The organism is Streptomyces sp. NPDC059456 (genome assembly GCF_042750055.1).
In the GTDB taxonomy this organism is placed as follows: Bacteria; Actinomycetota; Actinomycetes; order Streptomycetales; family Streptomycetaceae; genus Streptomyces.
This window is the reverse complement of record NZ_JBHYVA010000021.1, coordinates 1-21,248: the sequence shown is the minus strand read 5'-3', so window position 1 is coordinate 21,248 and position 21,248 is coordinate 1. Positions and strand designations below refer to the sequence as shown.

At 72.7% G+C, this 21,248-nt stretch carries 18 protein-coding genes; 6 read left to right on the top strand and 12 right to left on the bottom strand.

What is annotated here, in order from left to right; genetic code table 11:
- Positions 1–78: 78 nt before the first annotated feature.
- The 8 genes from ACFXA3_RS03880 to ACFXA3_RS03845 are packed head-to-tail and all read right to left on the bottom strand — an operon-like array spanning position 79 to position 8,052.
- A complete protein-coding gene (locus ACFXA3_RS03880; protein WP_385181481.1) occupies positions 79–1,311 on the bottom strand; it encodes an MFS transporter in 1,233 nt (410 codons plus the stop codon).
- Complete coding sequence (locus ACFXA3_RS03875) at positions 1,308–2,342, bottom strand: zinc-binding dehydrogenase (RefSeq protein WP_385181478.1); 1,035 nt, start codon at positions 2,340–2,342, stop codon at positions 1,308–1,310. Before ACFXA3_RS03875 ends, ACFXA3_RS03880 begins: the two co-directional genes overlap by 4 nt.
- Positions 2,339–3,202 (bottom strand): sugar phosphate isomerase/epimerase family protein, encoded by an 864-nt coding sequence (locus ACFXA3_RS03870; RefSeq protein WP_385181476.1) that lies wholly within the window; start codon positions 3,200–3,202, stop codon positions 2,339–2,341. The genes ACFXA3_RS03875 and ACFXA3_RS03870 overlap by 4 nt, the downstream gene beginning before the upstream one ends.
- A gap of 5 nt (positions 3,203–3,207) precedes the next feature.
- Positions 3,208–4,305: an alcohol dehydrogenase catalytic domain-containing protein gene (locus tag ACFXA3_RS03865; RefSeq protein ID WP_385181474.1), complete on the bottom strand. Its 1,098-nt coding sequence runs from the start codon at positions 4,303–4,305 to the stop codon at positions 3,208–3,210.
- The gene (locus ACFXA3_RS03860; RefSeq protein ID WP_385181471.1) at positions 4,302–5,312 is read right to left on the bottom strand and encodes an ROK family protein; all 1,011 of its coding nucleotides are present in this window, start codon (positions 5,310–5,312) and stop codon (positions 4,302–4,304) included. The genes ACFXA3_RS03865 and ACFXA3_RS03860 overlap by 4 nt, the downstream gene beginning before the upstream one ends.
- Entirely contained in the window at positions 5,309–6,025 is a 717-nt protein-coding gene (locus ACFXA3_RS03855; RefSeq protein ID WP_385181468.1) for an HAD-IA family hydrolase, read from the bottom strand. Before ACFXA3_RS03855 ends, ACFXA3_RS03860 begins: the two co-directional genes overlap by 4 nt.
- Positions 6,026–6,034: 9 nt before the next feature.
- A complete protein-coding gene (locus ACFXA3_RS03850; protein WP_385181466.1) occupies positions 6,035–6,808 on the bottom strand; it encodes an SDR family NAD(P)-dependent oxidoreductase in 774 nt (257 codons plus the stop codon).
- Entirely contained in the window at positions 6,805–8,052 is a 1,248-nt protein-coding gene (locus ACFXA3_RS03845; protein ID WP_385181463.1) for a sedoheptulose 7-phosphate cyclase, read from the bottom strand. The genes ACFXA3_RS03850 and ACFXA3_RS03845 overlap by 4 nt, the downstream gene beginning before the upstream one ends.
- Before the next feature lie 224 nt (positions 8,053–8,276).
- Here ACFXA3_RS03845 and ACFXA3_RS03840 point away from each other — a divergent pair, with 224 nt between their 5' ends.
- Complete coding sequence (locus tag ACFXA3_RS03840; RefSeq protein WP_385181460.1) at positions 8,277–8,732, top strand: hypothetical protein; 456 nt, start codon at positions 8,277–8,279, stop codon at positions 8,730–8,732.
- Between the two features lie 9 nt (positions 8,733–8,741).
- Here ACFXA3_RS03840 and ACFXA3_RS03835 read toward each other — a convergent pair whose 3' ends face one another.
- From ACFXA3_RS03835 to ACFXA3_RS03825, 3 genes are all read right to left on the bottom strand, one after another.
- On the bottom strand, positions 8,742–9,920 hold the full coding sequence (locus ACFXA3_RS03835) for an MAB_1171c family putative transporter (protein ID WP_385181457.1): 1,179 nt from the start codon (positions 9,918–9,920) through the stop codon (positions 8,742–8,744).
- The gene (locus tag ACFXA3_RS03830) at positions 9,917–10,372 is read right to left on the bottom strand and encodes a hypothetical protein (RefSeq protein ID WP_385181455.1); all 456 of its coding nucleotides are present in this window, start codon (positions 10,370–10,372) and stop codon (positions 9,917–9,919) included. Before ACFXA3_RS03830 ends, ACFXA3_RS03835 begins: the two co-directional genes overlap by 4 nt.
- 254 nt (positions 10,373–10,626) lie before the next feature.
- Positions 10,627–11,094 carry an Lrp/AsnC family transcriptional regulator gene (locus tag ACFXA3_RS03825; RefSeq protein WP_385181452.1) on the bottom strand — a complete coding sequence of 156 codons (468 nt, stop codon included), beginning with the start codon at positions 11,092–11,094 and terminating at the stop codon, positions 10,627–10,629.
- A 127-nt stretch (positions 11,095–11,221) separates the two neighbouring features.
- Here ACFXA3_RS03825 and ACFXA3_RS03820 point away from each other — a divergent pair, with 127 nt between their 5' ends.
- The 4 genes from ACFXA3_RS03820 to ACFXA3_RS03805 all read left to right on the top strand — a co-directional run bounded on the left by ACFXA3_RS03820 (position 11,222) and on the right by ACFXA3_RS03805 (position 16,386).
- The gene (locus ACFXA3_RS03820) at positions 11,222–12,196 is read left to right on the top strand and encodes a DMT family transporter (RefSeq protein WP_385181450.1); all 975 of its coding nucleotides are present in this window, start codon (positions 11,222–11,224) and stop codon (positions 12,194–12,196) included.
- Positions 12,189–13,382, top strand: coding sequence for an aromatic amino acid transaminase (locus ACFXA3_RS03815; RefSeq protein ID WP_385181447.1), 1,194 nt, complete (start codon positions 12,189–12,191; stop codon positions 13,380–13,382). The genes ACFXA3_RS03820 and ACFXA3_RS03815 overlap by 8 nt, the downstream gene beginning before the upstream one ends.
- Positions 13,383–13,563: 181 nt before the next feature.
- Positions 13,564–15,633 (top strand): discoidin domain-containing protein, encoded by a 2,070-nt coding sequence (locus tag ACFXA3_RS03810; protein ID WP_385181444.1) that lies wholly within the window; start codon positions 13,564–13,566, stop codon positions 15,631–15,633.
- A 123-nt stretch (positions 15,634–15,756) separates the two neighbouring features.
- A complete protein-coding gene (locus ACFXA3_RS03805) occupies positions 15,757–16,386 on the top strand; it encodes a TetR/AcrR family transcriptional regulator (RefSeq protein WP_385181442.1) in 630 nt (209 codons plus the stop codon).
- A gap of 94 nt (positions 16,387–16,480) precedes the next feature.
- Here ACFXA3_RS03805 and ACFXA3_RS03800 read toward each other — a convergent pair whose 3' ends face one another.
- Positions 16,481–17,440: a LysR family transcriptional regulator gene (locus tag ACFXA3_RS03800; RefSeq protein ID WP_385181439.1), complete on the bottom strand. Its 960-nt coding sequence runs from the start codon at positions 17,438–17,440 to the stop codon at positions 16,481–16,483.
- 159 nt (positions 17,441–17,599) lie between these two features.
- Here ACFXA3_RS03800 and ACFXA3_RS03795 point away from each other — a divergent pair, with 159 nt between their 5' ends.
- Positions 17,600–21,094 carry a M28 family peptidase gene (locus tag ACFXA3_RS03795; protein WP_385181504.1) on the top strand — a complete coding sequence of 1,165 codons (3,495 nt, stop codon included), beginning with the start codon at positions 17,600–17,602 and terminating at the stop codon, positions 21,092–21,094.
- Positions 21,095–21,248: the final 154 nt, after the last annotated feature.

Sequence of the window (21,248 nt, the reverse complement as noted above, 5' to 3'; positions counted from 1 at the left end):
TCGGCGCTACACGAGCCGTTTTCAAAGCCTCGAGATGACTCTAGTAGCGACTTGGCTAATATACAAGCACATTGGGCACTAGGAGAGCGCCGGTACCGGTCGACGTACGAGGACGACGGCCAGCACCACCACCCCGAGCACGACCGAGGCCACCGGCAACCAGATGGCCGAGCGGCCGAGAAGGGCGGCGCCCAGCGCGGATCCGCCGGCGATCCCGACCTGGAAGCCGGTGACGTACACGGAGGAGGCCCGGTCGGCGTCCCCGGCCGCAAGGCGCATGACCGCCGTCTGGAAGACCGGACCGGCGGCGGCGAACGCCCCGCCCCACACGGCGACGGCGATGCCCGCCACGGTGTACTGCACCACCCGCGGGGCCGGCACGAACGCGAGGGCAAGGAGGCCGGCGCCCGCAGCGAACGCCGCCATCGTCACGGTCGCCGCGCGCTGCGGGGCCCGGTCGTTGTGGCGGCCGATGAGGTAGGTGCCGGCGGCCCCCGCGAGCCCGAAGACCGCGAGGAGCGCGACGACCGAGCCCGGCGTCCCGGTCACCTCGGTGACGATGACGGCGAAGTAGGTGTAGCTGAGGAAGTGCGCGGTGACGAGCACGACCGCGACGCCGCACAGCGTCAGGACCGCGGGCCAGTCGATGCGCTCCCCCGCCGCCCGGCCGGCTCCGGCTCCGTCCTCGCGCGCGGCCGGGCCGGTCCCGCGCGGCCGCAGCGCCCAGAGGAGCGCGTACGTCACCGCTACGGTCGCGGCCGCCAGCACCAGGGCCGTGGCCCGCCAGCCGATGAGCTCCCCGATCAGGGTCGTACCGGGACTGCCCACGATCGCCGCGAGCGACGCACCGCCGAACACCGCGGCGGTGGCGGTTCCCACGTGTTCACGGGGCACCAGGGCCGCGGCCGCCGGAGCGATCAGCGACCACAGCACCCCGTGCGTGAGCGCGGCGGCGACCCGGCTGACGGCCATCATGGCGAACCCGGTCGAGGCGGCGGCCAGCACCTCGGCGACGACCAGGACGCCGAGGGAGACCACCAGCGCCGTGCGGCGCGGGACGCGCGCGGCGAGCGCGACGGTCGGCACGGTGACGAGGGCGGCGACCACGGCGTATCCGCTGATGAGCAGCCCGACCCGCGCGGCCGTGACGTCGAGGTCGCCGGCGATGTCGCGGATGAGTCCCACCGGGAAGACCTCGAAGGTGACGTACACGAACGCGGCCCCCGCGAGCACCGCCAGCCGCAGCGCGGTCGGCGCGTCGATCCCCGGGGCTGTCCCCGGGGCCGTCCCCGGGGCCGTCGTACCGCTCATCGGCGCGTCCCCGGCGCGTCCCGGTCGATCCGTACCAGGACCTTGGGACGGCTGCGCCGGTCGCTCGCCAAGTGGGCGAAGGCGGCGTCGAGTTCGTCGAGCGGGAAGACCCGGTCGACGAGGGCGTCCAGGTCCACGGCTCCTGACTCCACGAGGGCCACGAGCCGGTCCCAGTAGCCGATGCCGGACAGCACACCGTGGAGCGTGACGTCCCGGATCACCAGGGCCGCGGCGTCGAAACCGTCCACGGCGTGGTGCGGCGTCCCGAGCTGGGCCACCCGCCCGCCGGACGCGACCAGGCGCAGGGCCGAGCGCACCGCGGCCGTGCTCCCGGAGGCCTCGATCACCGCGTCGTAGGCCTCCTCGTCCGGCCGGGCCGGGGCGGCGCAGGCCCGCAGGCCGAGGTGCTCCGCCAGTTCCCGGGCGGGGGGCTGCGGGTCGAAGACGACGGGGTCGGCGCCCATGGCCCGCGCGGCCTGTGCCGCCGCCAGCCCGAGCGTGCCCGCCCCGAGGACCGCGACGCGGTCACGGGAGGTCACGTCGAGCCGGTCGAGTGCGTGGACCGCGGCGGCGGTCGGCTCCAGCAGGGCTCCGGCCTCGTCGGAAAGGCCGTCGGGTATCCGGGTCAGGGTGTCCGCCGGCGCGGTGAGCAACTGGGAGCCGGCGCCTGGGTGGTCGCCGAGCACGCCGATCTCGCTGCGGTCGGGGCAGTACCGGATGCGGCCGGCGCGGCACTGCGGGCACCGGCCGCAGGTACGGAAGTTGTGCCCCGAGACGCGCTGCCCGGCCAGGCCGCCGTCCACCCCGGGGCCGAGGCCGACGACGGTGCCGATCCACTCGTGCCCGGGGACGAAGGGGTAGCTCTTCAGGCCGTCGCGCAGGTAGTTGCTGGTGCCGTCGTAGAAGCCGAGGTCGGTTCCGCACAAGCCGAGCAGGCTCACCCGGACCAGCACCTCCCCGGGGCCGGGTACGGGCGGATCGGCCTCGGCGACCGACAGCGTGTGGGGGGCGGTGAGCCGAATGGCCTTCATCGGGGGTCCTCGTCAGGGGTGGGCCCGACCGCGGTGCGGCAGAGCGTGATGTCCTCGCGCAGGCGGCCCGGCGCGTTCCGGTAGTCGTTCTCCACGAGCACGGAACGGACCGTGCAGTGCCGCAGCAGCTCGGACAGGTCGTCGAAGGCGGTGCCCGGTGCCGGTGCCGGAGCGGCGCCTGCACCGCCGGCGGGGAGAGCGGGTTCCTTCACGTGCAGGTCCGGCAGCAGCAGCCCGCTCGCCGCGACCGCGCGGGCGAAGGCGAGGGGATCGTGCCCGGCCTCCTTGAGGTTGCCGGTGTCCAGCACCAGGCGCAGGGCCGGGTGGTCGACCGCGCGGGCGAGGGCGAGCGAGTCCCGGGCGCCGAGGGGCGATTCGTACGCGAGCGTGATGCCCGGCCCCGGCCCCGTACCGGCCCCCGGCCCCGAACCCGCCTCCGCGATGCGTTCGCACAGGGTGCGCAGCGCATCGACCGTGCCGGCCCGCAGCCCGGCGGTGGCCGGCAGGCTCCGCCGGAAGCCCGGGACGTGCAGCACCCGCACGTCCAGGCGCAGCGCGCAGTCCAGGGCCCGCTCCAGTACGGCGAGCGCGGGCGGGCGGGCCCTCCCGCGGTCGTCGGCCAGTCCGATGTCGTTGATGTGGTTGACCGCGAGCACGTCGACCCGGATGTCCTTGCCGAAGGCCTCTGCGGCGCGCAGTTCGGCGGGGTCGCCGAGCAGGGGCCCGCGGTGGGCGCCGCCGAAGTCGAGGTGCAGCAGGTCGGCTCCGGCCGCCAGGGCGGCGCGCGCGGCGCCGGCCCGGTCCGTGCCGATCCGCCACTGCGGTGCGGCGACCGCGACTGCGGCCGTCGGCGGGGCCATGGCCGTCACGGGCGGCCGCCGATCCGGATGGCCGCCTTGAGCACCCGCCGTCCCCCGGCGACCCGGTCGGCCGAGGCCAGCACCGAGTTGATGAGGTCGGCGGCGTCCGCGAGGCCGACCTCGTGGGTGAGGACGCCCTCCCCCGGGGGTGCTCCGTCCCCCCGGGCCAGCAGGAGGCCGACCGCTTGCCGCAGGTGCTCCCCCGACACCCCGCGGTGGCCGTGCAGCAGCAACGGTCCGGCCGGGCGGTCGAAGCGGTGCACCCGCGGCGGCCAGGGCGTGCCGCCGCAGTTGTCCGCGCGCAGGGCGGCGACGTCGATGGCGCCCGCGGTCAGGGCGACGGGGCCGGCCGGCAGGCCCGCGTGCACGTCGACCAGCAGGGTGCCCCGTACGTGGCGGTCCACCGCGGTGAGTGCCTCCTGCGTCCCGGTGCGCGGCGTGGCGATCACGACGGCGGCCGGCGAGGGCAGGGCGGCCAGCAGGTGCGGCAGGTCGGCGGCGTGCGGGCGGACCGCATCGGCGCCGTGGCCGACCAGGAGCACGGGCAGCCCGGGGAGTTCGCGCCGCCAGGCGTCGCGGGCGAGCCGTCCGACGATCCCGTCCCCCCACACCACCAGGGCGGCGGGGCGGGTCGTGGCCACGGCGGTGCGCAGGCCGTACAGGACCGAGGCCAGGGGCTCGGCCAGTGCGGCCACGCGGGGCCGGTCCGCGCCCTCGGGTACCGGCAGGACCAGTCCCGCGCGTACGGCGGCCGCGGGGATGCGGGTGCGTTCGGCCCACAGGCCCGGCAGGTTGTGGCCCAGCAGGAACGAGGGGTCGTCGGGGTGGGTGGGGTTGACGGTGACCAGTGCCCCGGCGGGAAGGCCGGAGTCCCCCGGCTCCACGACGCGTGCCACGCCTTCGTGGCCCAGGACGGGGGTCGCGTCGGGGCGCAGCCCGCGCAGGATCTGCCAGTCGGTGCCGCAGATGCCGGCGACGGCCGGGGCGAGCAGGAGGTCGCCCGGGGCGAGCGGCGGGGTGGCCACCTCGGCCACCTCGACGAGAGTGCGGCCCTCGGCGTCCGCGGGCAGGCGCCGCAGCGCGCGGTGGGTCGGGGCGCTCACTGCACGAACTCCGGCTGCCAGTGGCCGATGCGTTCCGCCCCGCGGAGCGCGTCGACGGTGCCGGGTCCGCAGAACACCAGCCGGTCGGCGAGCCACGCCGGGTCCCGGCCCTGGTCGGCGTAGGAGGTGGCGGTACGGAGCTGTCGGCGTAACTCGTCGGCGTAGGGGGTGCCGAGCCCCTCGACCACTCCCCCGCCCAGGCCCAGCACGTCGAGGTGCGGGTCGAGGCACCACAGGGTGCGCAGCATGTGGGCGACGGGCTCGACGCACAGTGCGAGCAGGCGCCGGGCCCCCGGGTCCCGGGCCGCGAGTGCCCCGGGGAGCCACGTCGTGAGCCCGGGGCCGGCGTCGAGACCCAGTCGTGCGGCGACACGGGCGATGCCGGGCCCGGAGGCGATCGAGGCGAGGTGGTCGGGCGCTCCGCAGGCGCACGGAAGTCCCGAACGCTCGGGGACGAAGCCGGTGACCATGGCCGGGAGGTGGCCGATCTCGCCCTGCAGGCCCCGGTCGTCGACCGGGATCTGGTTGCGCCGCAGGTCGGCGATGCGCAGTGCGATGCCGCTGCTGATGGTCAGGTACCCGATGCGCCGGGTGCCGGGACGGGCGTGGCCGGCGGCGAAGTCCGCGAGGGCGGCGGTGACGTCGTTGACCAGGTTCCAGGTGACGTCGGGACGGCGGCGGTGCAGGTCGGCGTGCAGGTCGTACGGTGCGCTCTCCGCTCCCCACAGCGGCGCCGATCCGTGGACGGTGCCGGTGAGGTGGTCGAGGGCCGCCCCGAAGGAGAGGGCCGCGCGGGCGCCGGGGGGCGCCGCCCGGCACAGCAGGTCGGCCATCTCCTCCCGGAGTTCGGCGACGGACCGGTCGGGGTGGTTGAGCCTGCTGGGCGAGCGGAGGCGTTCGACGGGGGCCCCCGCTCCGCCGGCCCGCAGCCGCGTCCACGTCCCGCCGACGTCCGCCGCCAGGGCAGCGGCGGCGGGCGGCGTGCCGAGCCCGACGGGACCGCTCACCGCAAGGCCCCCGTACGGCCTGCGACGGGCTCGGGCACGATCAGCACGACGCCGTCCGCCGGTACGGAGGCGGATCCGGACGCGGATCCGGTGGCGGAGTCCGGCCCGGCGACCCGGAAGCCGCGGAAGTCGGGGTACCGCTCGGCCACGTCGTCGTGGTCGGTCAGCGCGCCGATGACGACGGTGCGCGCGCCGCTGCCCAGTCCGGCGCGGACACCGGCGTCGGAGTCCTCGAACACGAGGGTGGAGGCCGGGTCGACGCCCAGTGCGGCAGCGGCCCGCAGGAACCCTTCGGAGTCGGGTTTGCCCCGGTCCACGTCGTCCGCGGTCACCATGACCCGGGGCAGCGGAAGTCCGGCGGCGGCGAGTCTGACTTCGGCGAGCTTGCGCCCGGCCGAGGTCACGACGGCCCACGAGCCCGGCGGCAGGGCCGCGAGGAGCTCGGGTGCGCCCGGTACCGCGGTGATGCCCGTGGTCTGCGACTCTTCGTGCGCGACGAGTCGCCGGGTCTCCGAGGCGGCCGATGCGGGATCGGGGACGAAGCGGTTGACGGTCTCCCGGGTGGGACGACCGTGCGCGTAGGCCAGGACGTGCGCCAGGTCCAGCGCGTGCCGTGCGCAGAAGCCGGCCCAGGTGGACTCGACGAGCGCGGTCGAATCGACCAGCGTGCCGTCCATGTCGAACAGCAGCGCCGATGTGTACAGCTGTGGCAAGGGGATCTCCTACCGGGGGGAGGCGGCCAGGGGGCGGGACTGGGACACCGGTGTTCCGTCGCCTACGGACGTCCAGCTGCCGTCGGGGTGTACGACCAGGGCCTCGCCCTGTTCGGCCGCGCCGCGGGTCCGGGCGAGCTCGGCGGCCAGCGGCGCGAACGCGGCCGGGGCCATGTACCCGCTGTAGTCGAAGTCCTGCGGCCGGCGGGCGCGGATGCCCGGGGTGTCGACCATGCCCGCGGGGAGCGCCTGGACGAAGCGCACCTCGCGGGGGTCGGTCTCCTGGGAGACCGACCGGACGAGCGAGCCGGCAGCGGCCTTGGAGGCGGCGTAACCCGACCGGTTCGGACCGGCGTTGTAGACGACCTCGGACGAGATGTGCAGGAACAGTCCGGGAGCGGTCGCGCGCAGCAGGGGCAGCGTCGTCCTCAGCGTCGAGGCCAGGCCGTGCACGTTGACGGCGAACTGGTCCAGCCAGTCGCTCTCGTCGGTCTCGGTGAACGGCTCGCGCCGGGCGGTGAAGTAGACGGCCGAGTAGCAGACCAGGCCGACCCGGTCCGGCATGCCGGACCGCAGTGCCTCCTTGGCCCCGTCGGCGTCGCGGAAGTCGAGCCGGTGCCACACCAGACGGTCGGCGCCGGGGCCGGCCGGCCTGCTGCGGCTGAAGACGTGGGTCTCGATGCCCTGGGCGGCCCATGCGTCGGCGACGCCCCGGCCGATGCCGGTCGATCCGCCGACCACGACCGCCGCGTCGGCGGCCCGCGGCCGCACCGGCGCGGTCATGCGCTCACCTTCTCGGGCAGGGGCGCGACGGCCGTGCCGGCGTGGGCCGGGGAGCGGTGCTTCTCCCACAGCAGCCGCGCGGCGTCGCGCAGTTCGGCGGGGGTGACGTCGTTGACGAAACGGTGCCGTCCGATGCCCACCGGCAGCGGCAGCCGCTGCTGGCCGTCCCGGTGGCGGACCGTGTCCCGCAGGGCTTCCTCCAGCAGGCCGGTGTCGTGCAGCACGTCGTTCCACAGGGGCAGGCCGAGCGAGCGGATCACGGCGAGGACGCGGTCGGCCTGGGCTTCGGTCATGTCCCCGCGCAGGGTCGCGAGGGCCGTCGTCAGCGCCATGTCGATCACGACGGCCTCCCCGTGCAGCAGCTCGGGCAGGGCGTGCATCTCCAGGGTCGGGCTGAAGGTGTGGCCGTAGTCGACGCAGCGCTCCAGCGTCGACTCCCAGAGGTTGGGCTGGAGTTCCTCCAGCATGAGGTGGATGGACTCGGCGATGATCGCGTTCGAGGCGGTGGCCAGTTCCCCGGTCGTCCCCTGGAGGCGGTCGGCGCGTACGGCCGCGCCGTGCGGCTCCAGGAGGGTGAACAGGTCCTCCGACCGGATCAGGGCCATCTTCAGGATCTCGGCGAGACCGTTGCTGACGTGCCTCAGCGGCAGGCTGCGCAGGAACGACCGGTCCAGGAAGGTGACCGTGGCCGGCGCGTACGTGCCGAGCCGGTTCTTGCCGCGCTCGTAGTTGACGCCCGTCTTGACGCCGACTCCGGCGTCCACGAGGCCGATCAGTGTCGTCGGGATGCGGATGTAGGGCGTTCCGCGCCGGTAGAGGCTGGCCGCGAAGCCGACGATGTCGGTCAGCACACCGCCGCCGATGGCGATGACCGGCTCGCGGCGGCGGTCGATCCCGAAGGCGTTCATCGCGTCGACGACGCGGGACACGGCGTCCCACTGCTTGACCGTCTCGTCGGCCCTCAGGGCCACGACGGTCGCCTCGATCCCGTGGGCGGCGAAGTACTCGCGCACCAGGGCGCCGTAGAGCAGGTCGACGTTTTCGTCGATGACGACGAGCCGCCGGTCCCCCCGGCTCATCGGCACTTCGGGGCAGCCGTTCAGCAGCGCCGTGTTGCCGGGCACGAACAGGCCGTCGGAGCTGACGACGTGGTATCGCACCTGACGGACGGCCTCGACCGTCCACGCCGGGCCGTCGTCGACGGCCTGGCGGAGCCCCTGAGTGAAAGCAGTACCGCTACGCATGTCCCCTCCAGTTCGAGCGCCACATGACAAGGCAAGAGAAGTCTGTATCGGCGCCTCGTCGAATATATTAGCAGCATGACTTCAGCGACGTCACGTGTGCTACACTTTCCGCAAGCGCCGATATAACAAGCGAGCGCGCGCGCACATGGGATCCCGGTCGAGCCTGAAGACCTCTGCGCTCACTTACGAAACCCACGTCGCAAAAGCCCACGGAGGTCGGACGCATGGCAACGCTGGCGGAACGCTTGAACTCCTGGTTTGCCGACGCCGCGACCACGGACGCGGTGGGCCGCCTGCGCGAGCCGTCGACCTCCGAGGTCGCCCAGGCGATCTCGGACGACCCCCGGCACGGCGTGACGATCTCCCGGAGCTACCTGACGGCCCTGCGCAACGGCTCCCAGACCAACCCCACGGTCAGCGTGCTGTCGGCGATCGTGACGTACTTCCAGTCCCGCGACATGACGCTGCCCGTGTCGGTGAGCGCCCTCATCGACGAGGAGCCCCCGGCGCGCGCCGCCGCACTGCCGGACGAATGGGCGGCCCTGGCCGACCGGCAGGTGCGCTCGATCGCGATGCGGGCCGGGCAGTTCACGCCCGAACTGCGCGACCAGCTGCTGTCGATCATGGACGTGCTGGACGCGTCGAGGCAGACGCCGCCGTCCGACCGCGACGGCGCCTGACGCCCCCGGTCAGGACACGGGCGCGGCGAGCCGGCTCGTGCGCATCTCGCGCAGTTCGAGGGAGAGCCTGACGAGCGCGCCGAGATCCTCCTCGTAGTCTGTCCCCTCCACCCGGGACCGCAGCTTGGGGGCGAGGACGAACACGGACGCCGTCGGGGGTCCCCCGTCCGCGCCGTTCTGCTCGGCGAGCCGGCGCAGGGCGTGGTCGACGAGGCAGGCCGACGTCCGGGGGTCGTCGTCCCGTACGGGTGACGACGCCTCCGAGGCGACCAGTTGCAGATAGGGGCCGAGCCGGGTCAGGCCGTCCCGGCATTCCACGTAGCGGCGGTACACCGCCGGGGCGTTCACGAGGAGCAGACCCCGCCGACGGCTGTGGTGGTCGAGCACCAGCTCGGGATGGATCTCCACGAGCCGCTTCCACAGCTCCTCCAGGCCCCGGAACTGGGCCCGCTGGAGGAGCCCCTCGCGCACGATCTGCACCACGCTCACGAAGCAGGGCAGGCTCAGCCCGGCGCACACCACGATGGTGGCGATCTGGCCGAAGCCGAACGCGTCGGCGTACGTGATCGTCCGCCCCGGCTCGCGCAGCGTCGGCAGGTTGACCCACAGGAACCGGAACACGCAGGTGAGGGCGAGCGCGGTCAGGCCGACGGAGATGACGCTCAGCGACAGCCGGCGCAGGGAACGCCCCTGGCGGGCATGGCGCGCGGCCAGCATGGCACAGGCCGCGTACCCGAAGAACAGATAGAAATTGCCGAAGTTGTAGAAGGTCCTCACGCGCCAGTCGACGAGATAGGCGGACGTCAGGACGTGGTTGCGCAGATGGGACGGAAGGGCCGCCGTCATGGTGCTCATCGCGGCCAGGCAGATCGCGCAGGAGACCACTTCCCACGGCCACGGCGCACCCCAGCGGGTCAGCGGGCACTCGCGCAGGAAGCCGACCATGAGGCCGAGTCCGATCAGGATCGCCACGTTGTAGGTGATCTTCGTGAAGCCGACGAAAGTCGAACCGTCGACCCAGTCGAGGACCGGGGGCTGGCTCAGGACGTTCCCGAGCCCCATGAGGAACAGCGACAGGAACAGGTGCAGCCGCATGGGGTCACGGAAGCGCTGCTGGACCAGCGCGGGAACCATCCAGGCCGCACCGCCCAGGAGCGTGACGATGGCGACCAGGTTGAGTGCGCTCACGTCAGCCCGTCGGTGAGGACCAGGCTGTTGTAGACCGAGGGCTGCCAGGGCTCGTCGAGGCCGTAGCGCCGTGCGCGGCGACTCAGGGAAATGGCCTGGTTCATGATCGTCGAGGCGATGATCTCGGCGTCCCGCTCGTCACGGTCCGAATAGCAGGTGCGCAGCTGCAGTTCCGCCGGGCGTTCGCCCGCGAGGTCGTAGGCGATGATGTGCCCCACCTCGTGCAGGATGATGTGCGCCTGGTGCGCCTTCGTGGTCTTCGCCTGATAGGCGATCACGTCTTCGTGCTGCCGCGAGATCAGGATGCCGAAGGGCCCGTCGGCCGGCAGGTCCCATTCGAGCAGGCTGATCGGTGTACCGCGGTCCTCGCCGAGCAACTCGCACAGGGCGGTGACGCTCAACGGCAGCTGCGGCGCCAGCCTGCGGATCAGGCGGCGGCTGTGCGAGCGCAATTGGGCGTCGCGCAGTCTGTTCCCCCGCGCGCTCGGCGACCGCTCTAAGACACGCCCACCCCGACTGCCGAACATATGGCCCCTCCCCCTATACCGCACCGGCAGAGCCTCGGACAACGACGGGCAGTCGATCCCGGGCAAGCCGGCCACGGGGCAAATCTACGCCACCGGCCCGCCGCCCCCACCGTCACGAGATCAAGATCACCAATTGGTTACCCCGGCAGGATGCCTGCCGGTCAAGCGTCTGCGGCAGCTCATTTTCTTCCCGTGGGGGCGGGGTAGACCCTGGACTGTTTCACGCTGCCGAACGCAAAGCTCGACTCGATCGACGCGATGCCGGGTATGGCGTGGACGCGGTGGCGCACCAGGGCCTCGTACGCCTCCAGGCTCTCGATGACCACGCGGAGCAGGTAGTCGCTGCTTCCGGCCATCAGGTAGCAGTCCTGGATGTGCTCGATGACCGCGACGTGCTCCTCGAAGACACGGACCGCCTCCTTCGTGTGGCGGTCCAGGCGTATCCGGACGAAGACGGTGATCGGCAGGCCGAAGGCGACCTGGTCGACCATGGCCGTGTAGCCCCGGATCAGACCGGCCTCTTCGAGGCGGCGCACCCGGCGCAGGCAGGGCGAGGGGGACAGCCGCACCCGGTCGGCGAGGTCCTGGTTGGACAGCCGTCCGTCGGCCTGCAACTCACGGATGATCTGCAGATCGACTGCGTCCATGACCACTCCTTGGCAGATTCTGCCCCAAACATATGTCCGAGAGACAGAACTGGCAATCGGCTGCCCCGGCAAAAGATCTAGCGTTGCTCCATGGCCGGATCCGGCCCCTGAGGCTGGAGGAGCCCCCTTGGTCACCACGAACGCCGGACCCGCGACGGCGCCCCCGCCCGCCCCCGCCGCAGCCGGCCCGAGACTCTCCCCGCAGGCCAAGGGCACGCTCGCGCTCGTGGTGACCGTGCTGATCTGGGCCGCCTTCGCGCTCAGCGCCCGGGCGCGGAGCGCCTCCTCCCTGCTGCCCGCCGACGCGGCCCTGCTGCGCTTCGGCGTGCCGCTGCTCGTCCTGGCGCCGGCGCTGTGGCGGCGGCGCCGGCGGATCGCCGCCGTGCGCCCGGCCGCCGCGCTCAAGATCGCCTGCGGTGCGGGGGTGCCGTTCTTCCTGGCGGCCATGTACGGCGGCTCCCTGACCTCGGCGGCGTTCGTCGGCTCGATCGTCCCCGGGATGGTCCCGCTGTTCGTCTCGGCGCTGATGGTCGCCGGCGGCCGGGGCGCGCCCCGGGGCACGCAGGCGGCCGGCCTGGGGCTGATCGCCGTCGGCGTGATCGCGCTGGTCTGGCGGTACGTGTTCCCGCTGAACACGCAGGTGCTGGCCGGAGCCGGCATCCTGCTCGTCGCCAGCGGGCTGTGGGCGCTCTACACGGTCGGACTGAAGGAGGTGGACCTCGATCCCGTCGGGTCCATCGGCCTGCTGTGCCTGCCCTCGTTCGCGGTGATGGCGCTCCTGGTGCTGACCGGGGTGCTGCCCTCCGGCCTGGCGTCGGCCGCCGGCGGCGACATCGTCCTGTTCCTGGTGGTGCAGGGGCTGGGGGTCGGCCTGTGCGCCGGCCTGCTGTACGCCTACGCCATCCGCAGCCTCGGCGCGGAGCGCAGCTCCACCGTGGGCAGCCTGAGCCCCGTCGCCGTGGTCCTGCTCGCCGTTCCCCTGCTCGACGAGTCGCCGACCGCGGCCGTGCTCGTCGGCGTCCCCCTCATCACCGCGGGCGTCGCCCTCGCCAACCGGCGGCCCCGCACCCGTACCCAGCCCGAGGTTCCCGTCCATGCTTGAGCTCCTCCTCCCTCCCCCCGTCGACCCGCTGTGGGACCTGACCGAGGCGTACGGCGCCGACGCCCGGCCCGAGCGGCTGAACCTCGTCCTCGGCGTCTACCGCGACCAGACGGGCGGCACCCCGGTCATGGCGGCCGTACGGGAGGCCGAGATACGCCTGGCGGAGCGCTCCGCCTCCAAGGAGTACCGGGGGCTCTCCGGCAACACCGCCTTCAACCGGGCGATGCTGTCGCTGGTCCTGGGCCCCGGCGGGGGCGCCGAGCGGGCCGTGGCCGTCCAGACGGTCGCGGGCAGCGGCGCGCTGCGGCTGCTGGCCGATCTGATCTGCCGGACCAGGCCGGGCACGACGGTGTGGATCAGCGACCCCGCGTACGTCAACCACCGGCCCATCCTGGAAGCCGCCGGGCTGACCGTGCGGACGTACGGCTGGGCCGATGCCGAGGGCCGCTTCGACGCGGAGGGCATGCTGCGCGACCTCGGGCGGGCGCGGCGCGACGACGTCGTCCTGCTCCAGGGCTGCTGCCACAACCCCACCGGCGTCGATCCCTCGGCGCAGGTCTGGGAGACCGTGGCCGGGCTCGCGGCGCAGCACGGCTGGGTGCCGTTCGTGGACCTCGCGTACCACGGGCTCGGCGACGGTCTGGAGGCCGACCTGGCGGCCACCCGGCTGCTCGCGGAGCGGGTGCCGGAGATGCTCGTCGCCATCAGCTGTTCGAAGAACTTCGGGCTGTACAGCGACCGGACCGGCTGCGCCGTCGTGCTCGGGGCCTCCCGGCAGTCGCTGCGGCACGTGGAGACGGCGCTGCAGAACGCGGCCCGCACCCTCTACTCGATGCCGCCGGAGCACGGCGCGGCGGTGGTGACGGCGATCCTGGAGGACGACGGGCTGCGGGACCTGTGGCGCGCCGAGCTGGACGGGATGCGCGCCCGGATCGAGGCCAACCGGCGGGGGCTGACCACGGAGCTGACGGCGCTGGGGTGGGGCGCGCAGGCCGACGTGCTGGCGCGGCAGAAGGGGATGTTCTCGATGCTGCCGCTCACGCCGCGTCAGATGCTCCGGCTGCGCAGCCGCTTCGCCATCTACGGGACGACCGCGGGGCGGATCAACATCGCGGGGATCCCGGCGCACCGGGTGCCGTGCCTGGCGCAGGGCGTCGCGGCCGTCCTGGAAGAGGGACCGGAGTAGCCCGGGGCGGCCGGGCCCGCCACACCTGACATTCCATCAGGTCATCCGTCCCGGACTCTTGACTCTGTTACCACCGGTAGCCATTCTCGTCACACTGACTGCGCGGGACATGACAATCGGCCGGCTCCCTCCGACGGTCCGCGTCCTCGACCGCGCCATCCGCCGACCGATGACGTGAGTGATGACCATGACCCGAGTCCCGCACCGAAGGCGCAGGCCCCTCGCGCTGCTCGCCCTTCTCCTCGCCATGGTGGCCATGGCCCTCGGCCCCGCGCCCGGCGCGGCCGCCGAGGGCGATGCCGGCTGGTGGAACCCCACCGCGCGCCCCGCGCCCGACTCCCAGATCAACGTCACGGGCGAGCCGTTCAAGGGGACGGACGCCCAGGGGCGGGTGCGGGGCTTCGTCGACGCCCATGACCACATCATGTCCAACGAGGGCTTCGGCGGCCGGCTGATCTGCGGCAAGGCGTTCTCCGACCTGGGGGTGGCCGACGCCCTCAAGGACTGCCCGGAGCACTACCCCGACGGATCCCTCGCGATCTTCGACTTCGTCACCAAGGGCGGGGACGGCAAGCACGACCCGACCGGCTGGCCGACCTTCAAGGACTGGCCCGCCCACGACTCCCTGACCCACCAGCAGAACTACTACGCCTGGATCGAGCGCGCCTGGCGCGGCGGCCAGCGCGTCCTCGTCAACGACCTCGTCACCAACGGCGTGATCTGCTCGGTCTACTTCTTCAAGGACCGCAGCTGCGACGAGATGACCGCCATCCGCCTGGAGGCGCAGAAGACGTACGACATGCAGGCCTACATCGACAAGATGTACGGCGGCCCGGGCAAGGGCTGGTTCCGGATCGTCACCGACTCCGCGCAGGCCCGCGACGTCGTCCGGCAGGGCAAGCTGGCCGTGGTGCTGGGCGTGGAGACCTCGGAGCCGTTCGGCTGCAAGCAGATCCTGGACGTCTCCCAGTGCAGCAAGCAGGACATCGACCGCGGCCTCGACGAGCTGTACCGGCTCGGCGTCCGCAGCATGTTCCTGTGCCACAAGTTCGACAACGCGCTGTGCGGGGTCCGCTTCGACGAGGGCGCCCTGGGCACGGCCATCAACGTGGGGCAGTTCCTGTCGACCGGCACCTTCTGGAAGACCGAGCAGTGCACCGGCCCGCAGCACGACAACCCGATCGGCCTGGCCCCCGCGCCCGCGGCGCAGAAGGAGCTGCCGGCCGGCGTGGCGGTCCCCTCGTACGCGGCGGACGCGCAGTGCAATTCCCGCGGTCTCACCGACCTCGGCGAGTACGCCGTGCGCGGCATGATGAAACGCAAGATGATGCTCGAAGTCGACCACATGAGCGTGAAGGCCGCGGGCCGGGCCTTCGACATCCTCGAATCCGAGTCCTACCCCGGCGTGATCTCCTCGCACAGCTGGATGGACCTGGGCTGGACCGAGCGCCTCTACAAGCTCGGCGGGTTCGCCGCCCAGTACATGAACGGCTCCGAGGGGTTCAGCGCCGAAGCCGCGCGTACGAAGGCACTGCGCGACAAGTACCAGGTCGGCTACGGGTACGGCACCGACATGAACGGGGTCGGCGGCTGGCCGGGCCCGCGCGGGGCCGACACCCCGAACCCGGTGAAGTACCCCTTCCGCAGCACCGACGGCGGCTCCGTCATCGACAGGCAGACCGCCGGACAGCGTACGTGGGACCTCAACACCGACGGCGCCGCGCACTACGGCCTGGTCCCGGACTGGATCGAGGACATCCGGCTCGTCGGCGGGCAGGGCGTCGTGGACGACCTCTTCAAGGGCGCCGAGTCCTACCTGCGCACCTGGGGGGCCTCGGAACAGCACCGGGCCGGGGTCAACCTCGCCGCGGGCGCACCCGCCTCGGCCAGTTCCGCCGAGTGGAACCCGTTCGTCAGCTACGCGCCCGGCAGGGCGGTCGACGGCGACAGGAACACCCGCTGGGCGAGCGACTGGAACGACGACCAGTGGCTGCGGATCGACCTCGGCTCCCCCGGCGTCGTCAAGCGCGTCACCCTCGACTGGGAGCGCGCGTACGGGAAGTCGTACCGGATCGAGGTCTCCGCGGACGACGTGAACTGGCAGACGGTGTGGTCCACGACCTCCGGCGACGGCGGCCTGGACACGGCGCAGTTCGCCGGCGTCCCGGCCCGGTACGTCCGCATCCACGGCGTGGGACGCGGCACGCAGTGGGGCTACTCCCTGCACGAGGTCGGCGTCTACGCAAGCTGACGGCACCGGCCCGGCAGCCCGGCGGCCGGGGCCGGCCGGATCGGCACTCCGATCCGGCTGGCCCCGGCCTCGCCGTCGGCCCGCCCGTCCGGGTGGCACGCGAACGAAGGGAACCGAATCCGCATGGCACGCATGCCGTTGGCGCAGCGGCGCCGGCAGCTGACCGAGGCGGCGATCCGCGCGATGGCCCGCGACGGCGTCCCCAGGACGACGACCCGGTCGATCGCCGCCGAGGCGGGCGTGTCGCTGAGCGTCTTCCACTACTGCTTCGACTCCAAGCAGGCGCTGCTGGAGTCCGTCATCGAGACGATCACCGAGCACTACCTGGCGGTGGTCAAGGAGGAGATCCGGCCGCGCGCCACCCTCCTGGAGACCGTCCGGGCCGGCTTCCGGGCCTACTGGGACCACGTCCGCGCCCACCCGGCCGAGCACATGCTCACCTACGAGCTCACCCAGTACGCCCTGCGCGAGCCGGGGTTCGAGCACCTCGCTCGGCGGCAGCACGAGCTGTACTGCGCGACGTACGTCGAGCTCCTCGAACAGGTCGGGGCCGGAACGCAGTTCGAGCTCCGCGTTCCCGTCCCCGTCTTGGCCCGCTACCTGGCGGCGATGACGGACGGGCTGACCCTGAACTTCCTGGTGCTCGGCGACGCCGCCGCGGCGGCGGAGATCCTGGACATGGTCGCCGCGCACGTCGCGGGCCTGGTCCTCGACGAGCGGCTGCTGCCGTCGGGCGGCCGCGGGTCCTTCTGAGGATCCTCTCCCCGGCCCGGGCCCGGGCCCGTGCCCGGGCGCCGGCGTCGGCGTCGGCCGGGCCGTGTGGACGGAGTCACCCCCGCCGGTGTTCTCATCCGAGGACGGGATGGGCCTCCGGGTGGGCGTTCCACCACGCGCGGTGGAAGGCGTTGTTGTCCACGTTGGCCAGGTAGGCGGCGGCGGCCGCGCGGTAGAGGGTGTCGGCCTGTGCCGCGGAGACCGCCGCGCGGTTCCAGGCCAGCCGGATCCGGCCCGTGATCGGGGTGCCGAGCAGCGGGCGCATCACCGTGCCCTCCACGGGCGGGGCCGTGGGCTGGGTCAGGGAGATCGCGCGGCCCGCCGCCACCAGGTCGTGGCGCATCTTGCGGTCGGTGATCCGGTAGCGCAGGGAGGGGGCGAAGCCGGCCTTCGCGCAGGCCTCGACCAGCGCCTCGGGGCCGCCGTCGTCGTCCTCGACCAGCGTCATCCACTGCTCGTCGGCCAGTTCGGCCAGGTCCAGGACCTCGCGCTCGGCCAGTGGGTGCCGGGTGGACATCCGGACGCAGAAGGGCTCCTTGGGCACCAGGGTCCGGGCCAGGATCCCCCGGGGCAGGGCGACCTCGTGGTCGTTGACCTCGCCGTACAGGATGACGTCGTACCGGCCCGCGCCGAGCATCCGTACGAGCGCGGTCACCGAGTGCTCCACGTCGACGGTGATCTCCCGCCCCGCCGGGGTCAGGTCCGTCCGCGTGAGCAGTCCGTCGATCAGGACGAGCAGGATGCAGCCGAGCCGCAGCGGGGCGTCCGTCGCCATGGCGCGGGTCTCGGCGCCGAGGGTCTCCATCTCGGTGAGCACGCGGCGCGCCTTGGTCAGGACGAACCGGCCCAGCGGGGTCGGCTCCACCCCGTGGCGGCCGCGGACGAAGAGCTCGCCGCCCGTGACCCGCTCGATCCTGCGCAGCTGTGCGGAGAGCGCGGGCTGGGAGACGCCCAGCCGGCGGGCCGCGCCGCCCAGACTGCCGGAATCCGCTATCTGGCACACGGCTTGCAGATGTCTCAACTCCAGCTGCATTCCGGCAGCTTACGCAGCGTGACCCCGCGACACCATAACGCGGGTCTTATGCGTGCAGGGATGTCCCAATCTCGCCATGTCCATGCCCATACTCGGCGCGAACAGCCAGCCGCACCCCCCACACACGATCGGAGTGGACTCTTGCAGCCCACCAGATGGATGGCTTCCGTGGCGGCCATGGCGCTGACCGCGAGCCTCGCCGGCACGCTGGCCACCGCCGCGTCCGCCTCAGCACAGGCCCGTTCCGCACCCTCTCCCCGGCCGACGTCCGCCGAACGTGCGGTCGCCGCCGCCGACGCGGCCGTCCGCAGCGGCCTCGACACCCTGGTCAACTCGCCCCAGCAGCAGTACGACCGGCGCCTGGTCACCCCCTGGGTGCAGGACCTGTACTCGGTCTCCTACGAACGCAGCTACCGCGGCCTGCCGGTCGTCGGCGGCGACGCCGTCGTCCTCGCCGACGGCCAGGGGCGCGTACGCGCCGTCCAGTCGGCCTCCGCCACCGCCGTCGACGTGGCCACCACCCCCTCCGTCACCGCCAAGGCGGCCGAGACCACGTCGCGCGCGGAGCTGGCCAAGGTCGACAAGGTGCTCGACAGCCGGCTCGTCGTCAAGATCAAGGACGACAAGCCGGTGCTCGCCTGGGAGACCGTCCTCTCCGGCAGTACGAAGACCGCGCCCAGCAAGCTCCACGTCTTCGTGGACGCCCGCACCGGAAAGGTCGTCGACCGCCACGACGAGGTCGTGGCGGGCACCGGCAGCAGCAAGTGGAACGGGCCCAACCCGCTCACCGTCGACACCACCGCCTCGGGCGGCTCGTACTCGCTGCGCGACCCGAACCGGCCCGGTCTGAGCTGCGCCGACTACGGCAACGGCAGCGTGTTCACGAAGTCCTCCGACTCCTGGGGAACGGGCAACCCGACCTCCAAGGAAACCGGCTGCACGGACCTCATGTTCGCCGCCCAGAAGCAGTGGGACATGCTGAGCCAGTGGCTGGGCCGCAACGGCGTCAGCGGCAACGGCCGCAGCTTCCCCGGCAAGGTGGGCCTCGGCGACCTCAACGCCTACTGGGACGGCAGCTCGGTCACCATCGGGCACAACAGCGCCAACGAGTGGATCGCCGGGATCGACGTGGTGGGCCACGAGTACGGGCACGCCATCGACTCCAACACCCCCGGCGGCACCAGCGGCCAGGAGGCCGGGCTCGGCGAGGGCACCGGCGACATCTTCGGCGCACTGACCGAGGCGTACGCCAACGAGCCGGCCCCGTACGACACCCCGGACTACACCGTCGGCGAGATGATCAACCTCACGGGCAGCGGTCCGATCCGGAACATGTACGACCCGTCGGCCGTCGACAACGACCCGGCCTGCTACAGCTCCGCGATCCCCGGCACCGAGGTGCACGCGGCGGCAGGGCCCCTGAACCACTGGTTCTACCTGCTGGCCGAAGGCAGCAACCCCGGCGGCGGCAAGCCGAACAGCCCCACCTGCAACCAGTCCACGGTCACCGGCGTGGGCGTGCAGACCGCCGGCAAGATCTTCTACGGCGGCATGCTGCTCAAGACCAGCAGCATGTCGTACAAGAAGTACCGGACGGCGACCCTGAGCTCCGCCAAGTCGCTCGACCCGGCCACCTGCAACCTCTTCACCCGGACCAAGGCGGCCTGGGACGCCATCAGCGTGCCCGCCCAGTCCGGCGACCCGACCTGTACCCCGAGCGGCCAGAACGACGACTTCTCGATGGCGCTGAACCCGTCCTCGGGCACCGTCCAGCAGGGGGCCTCGGTCACCACCACCGTGACCACGAGCACCACCACCGGCCAGGCGCAGCAGGTGACCCTCACGGCCACCGGCCTGCCGTCCGGAGTGAGCGCCTCCTTCAACCCGGCCACCGTGCAGTCCGGCCAGTCCTCGACGCTGACGCTCTCCGCCACGGCCAACGCGGCGCCCGGCTCCTCCACGATCACGGTCAAGGGCCAGGGCCCGAGCCTCGCGCACACCGTCGACTACGCGCTGAACGTCGGCAGTACCACGCCCGGGAACGATCCCCCGGACATCAACGTCGCGAACGTCCAGGCGCACCTGGCCCAGTTGAACACCATCGCCTCGCAGAACGGCGGCAACCGCCGGGCCGGCAGCGCCGGCTACACCCAGTCCGTGGCGTACATCAAGGGCAAGCTCCAGGCCGCCGGCTTCACCGTCACCGAGCAGAACTGCACCTCCTGCACCTACCCGTCCAGCAACCTCATCGCGGACTGGCCCGGCGGTCCGGCCGACCAGACCGTGATGTTCGGCGCCCACCTCGACAGCGTCTCGGCGGGCCCGGGCATCAACGACAACGGCTCGGGCTCCGCGACCCTGCTGGAGAACGCGCTCGTCCTCGCCCAGAAGAACCCCACGCTGACCAAGCACGTGCGGTTCGCCTGGTGGACCGACGAGGAGCAGGGCCTGAACGGCTCGGAGTTCTACGTGGGCCGGCTCAGCAGCGCCGAGAAGGCCGCGATCAAGGGCTACTACAACTTCGACATGGTCGGCTCGCCGAACGGCGGCTACTTCATCAACAACGTCAACTCCACCACGGCCGCGCCGCTGAAGGCGTACTGGGCCTCGCTGAACCTCGCCCCCGAGGAGAACACCGAGGGCCAGGGCCGCAGTGACGACTACTCCTTCCAGCAGGGCGGCATCCCCACCTCCGGCTACGCGGCCGGTGCCAGCGCCCGCAAGACCTCGGCGCAGGCCGCCAAGTGGGGCGGCACCGCGAACGCGGCGTACGACTCCTGCTACCACAGCTCCTGCGACACGACGAACAACATCAACGCGACGGTCCTGGACCGCAGCGCCGACGGCGTCGCCTACACGGTCTGGAAGCAGGCCGTCGGCGGCGACACCCCGGCGCAGGACTTCTCGGTCTCCGCGTCCCCGGCCGCCGGCTCCGCCGACCCGGGCGGCAGCGTCACCTCCACGGTGAACACCACGACCGTCAGCGGCAGCCCGCAGACACTGGCCCTGTCCGTCTCCGGCGCCCCGGCCGGCGTGACCGCGACGCTCAGCCCGGCCTCCGTGCAGTCCGGCAGCTCCTCGACGCTCAGCGTGCAGGTCGGCGCGGGCACCACGGCCGGCACCTACACCCTGACCGTCACCGGCACCGGCACGGTCGCCCACAGCACCACCTACACCCTGACCATCGGCGGCGGGGGTTCGTGCACCCCGAAGCAGGTCGTCGCCAACGGCGGCTTCGAGAGCGGCAGCAGCCCGTGGACCGCCACGGCCGGGGTCGTCACCAACCAGTCGGGCCAGGTCGCGCACAGCGGCTCGTACATGGCGTGGCTGGACGGCTACGGCGCCTCCCACACGGACAGCGCCACGCAGTCCCTGACCCTGCCGGCCGGCTGCGCCACGGCACGACTGGCCTTCTACCTGCACATCGACACCGACGAGGACGAGAACGTGGTCTACGACCGGTTCACCGTCTCGGTGGGCGGCCAGACCCTGGAGACCCTGTCCAACGTGGACGCGGCTCCGGGCTACGTGCTCAAGAGCTACGACGTGTCCCGGTTCGCCGGCCAGAGCGTCACCCTGAAGTTCCAGGGCGTGGAGGACCAGTCGCTGCAGACCTCCTTCGTCGTCGACGACGTCACCCTCCAGGTGAGCTGACGTCCCTCTGAACCACCCCCGGGCGGCACCCGCCCCGGCCGCGGGGCCGGGGTGCGTGCCGCGCCGCCGCGGCCCCCCCGGCCGGGGGGCCCGGGACGGCGGGGGGGGGCAGTTGGGGGGGGGGGGGCTTAGGGGGGGCCACGCCGCCCCGGCC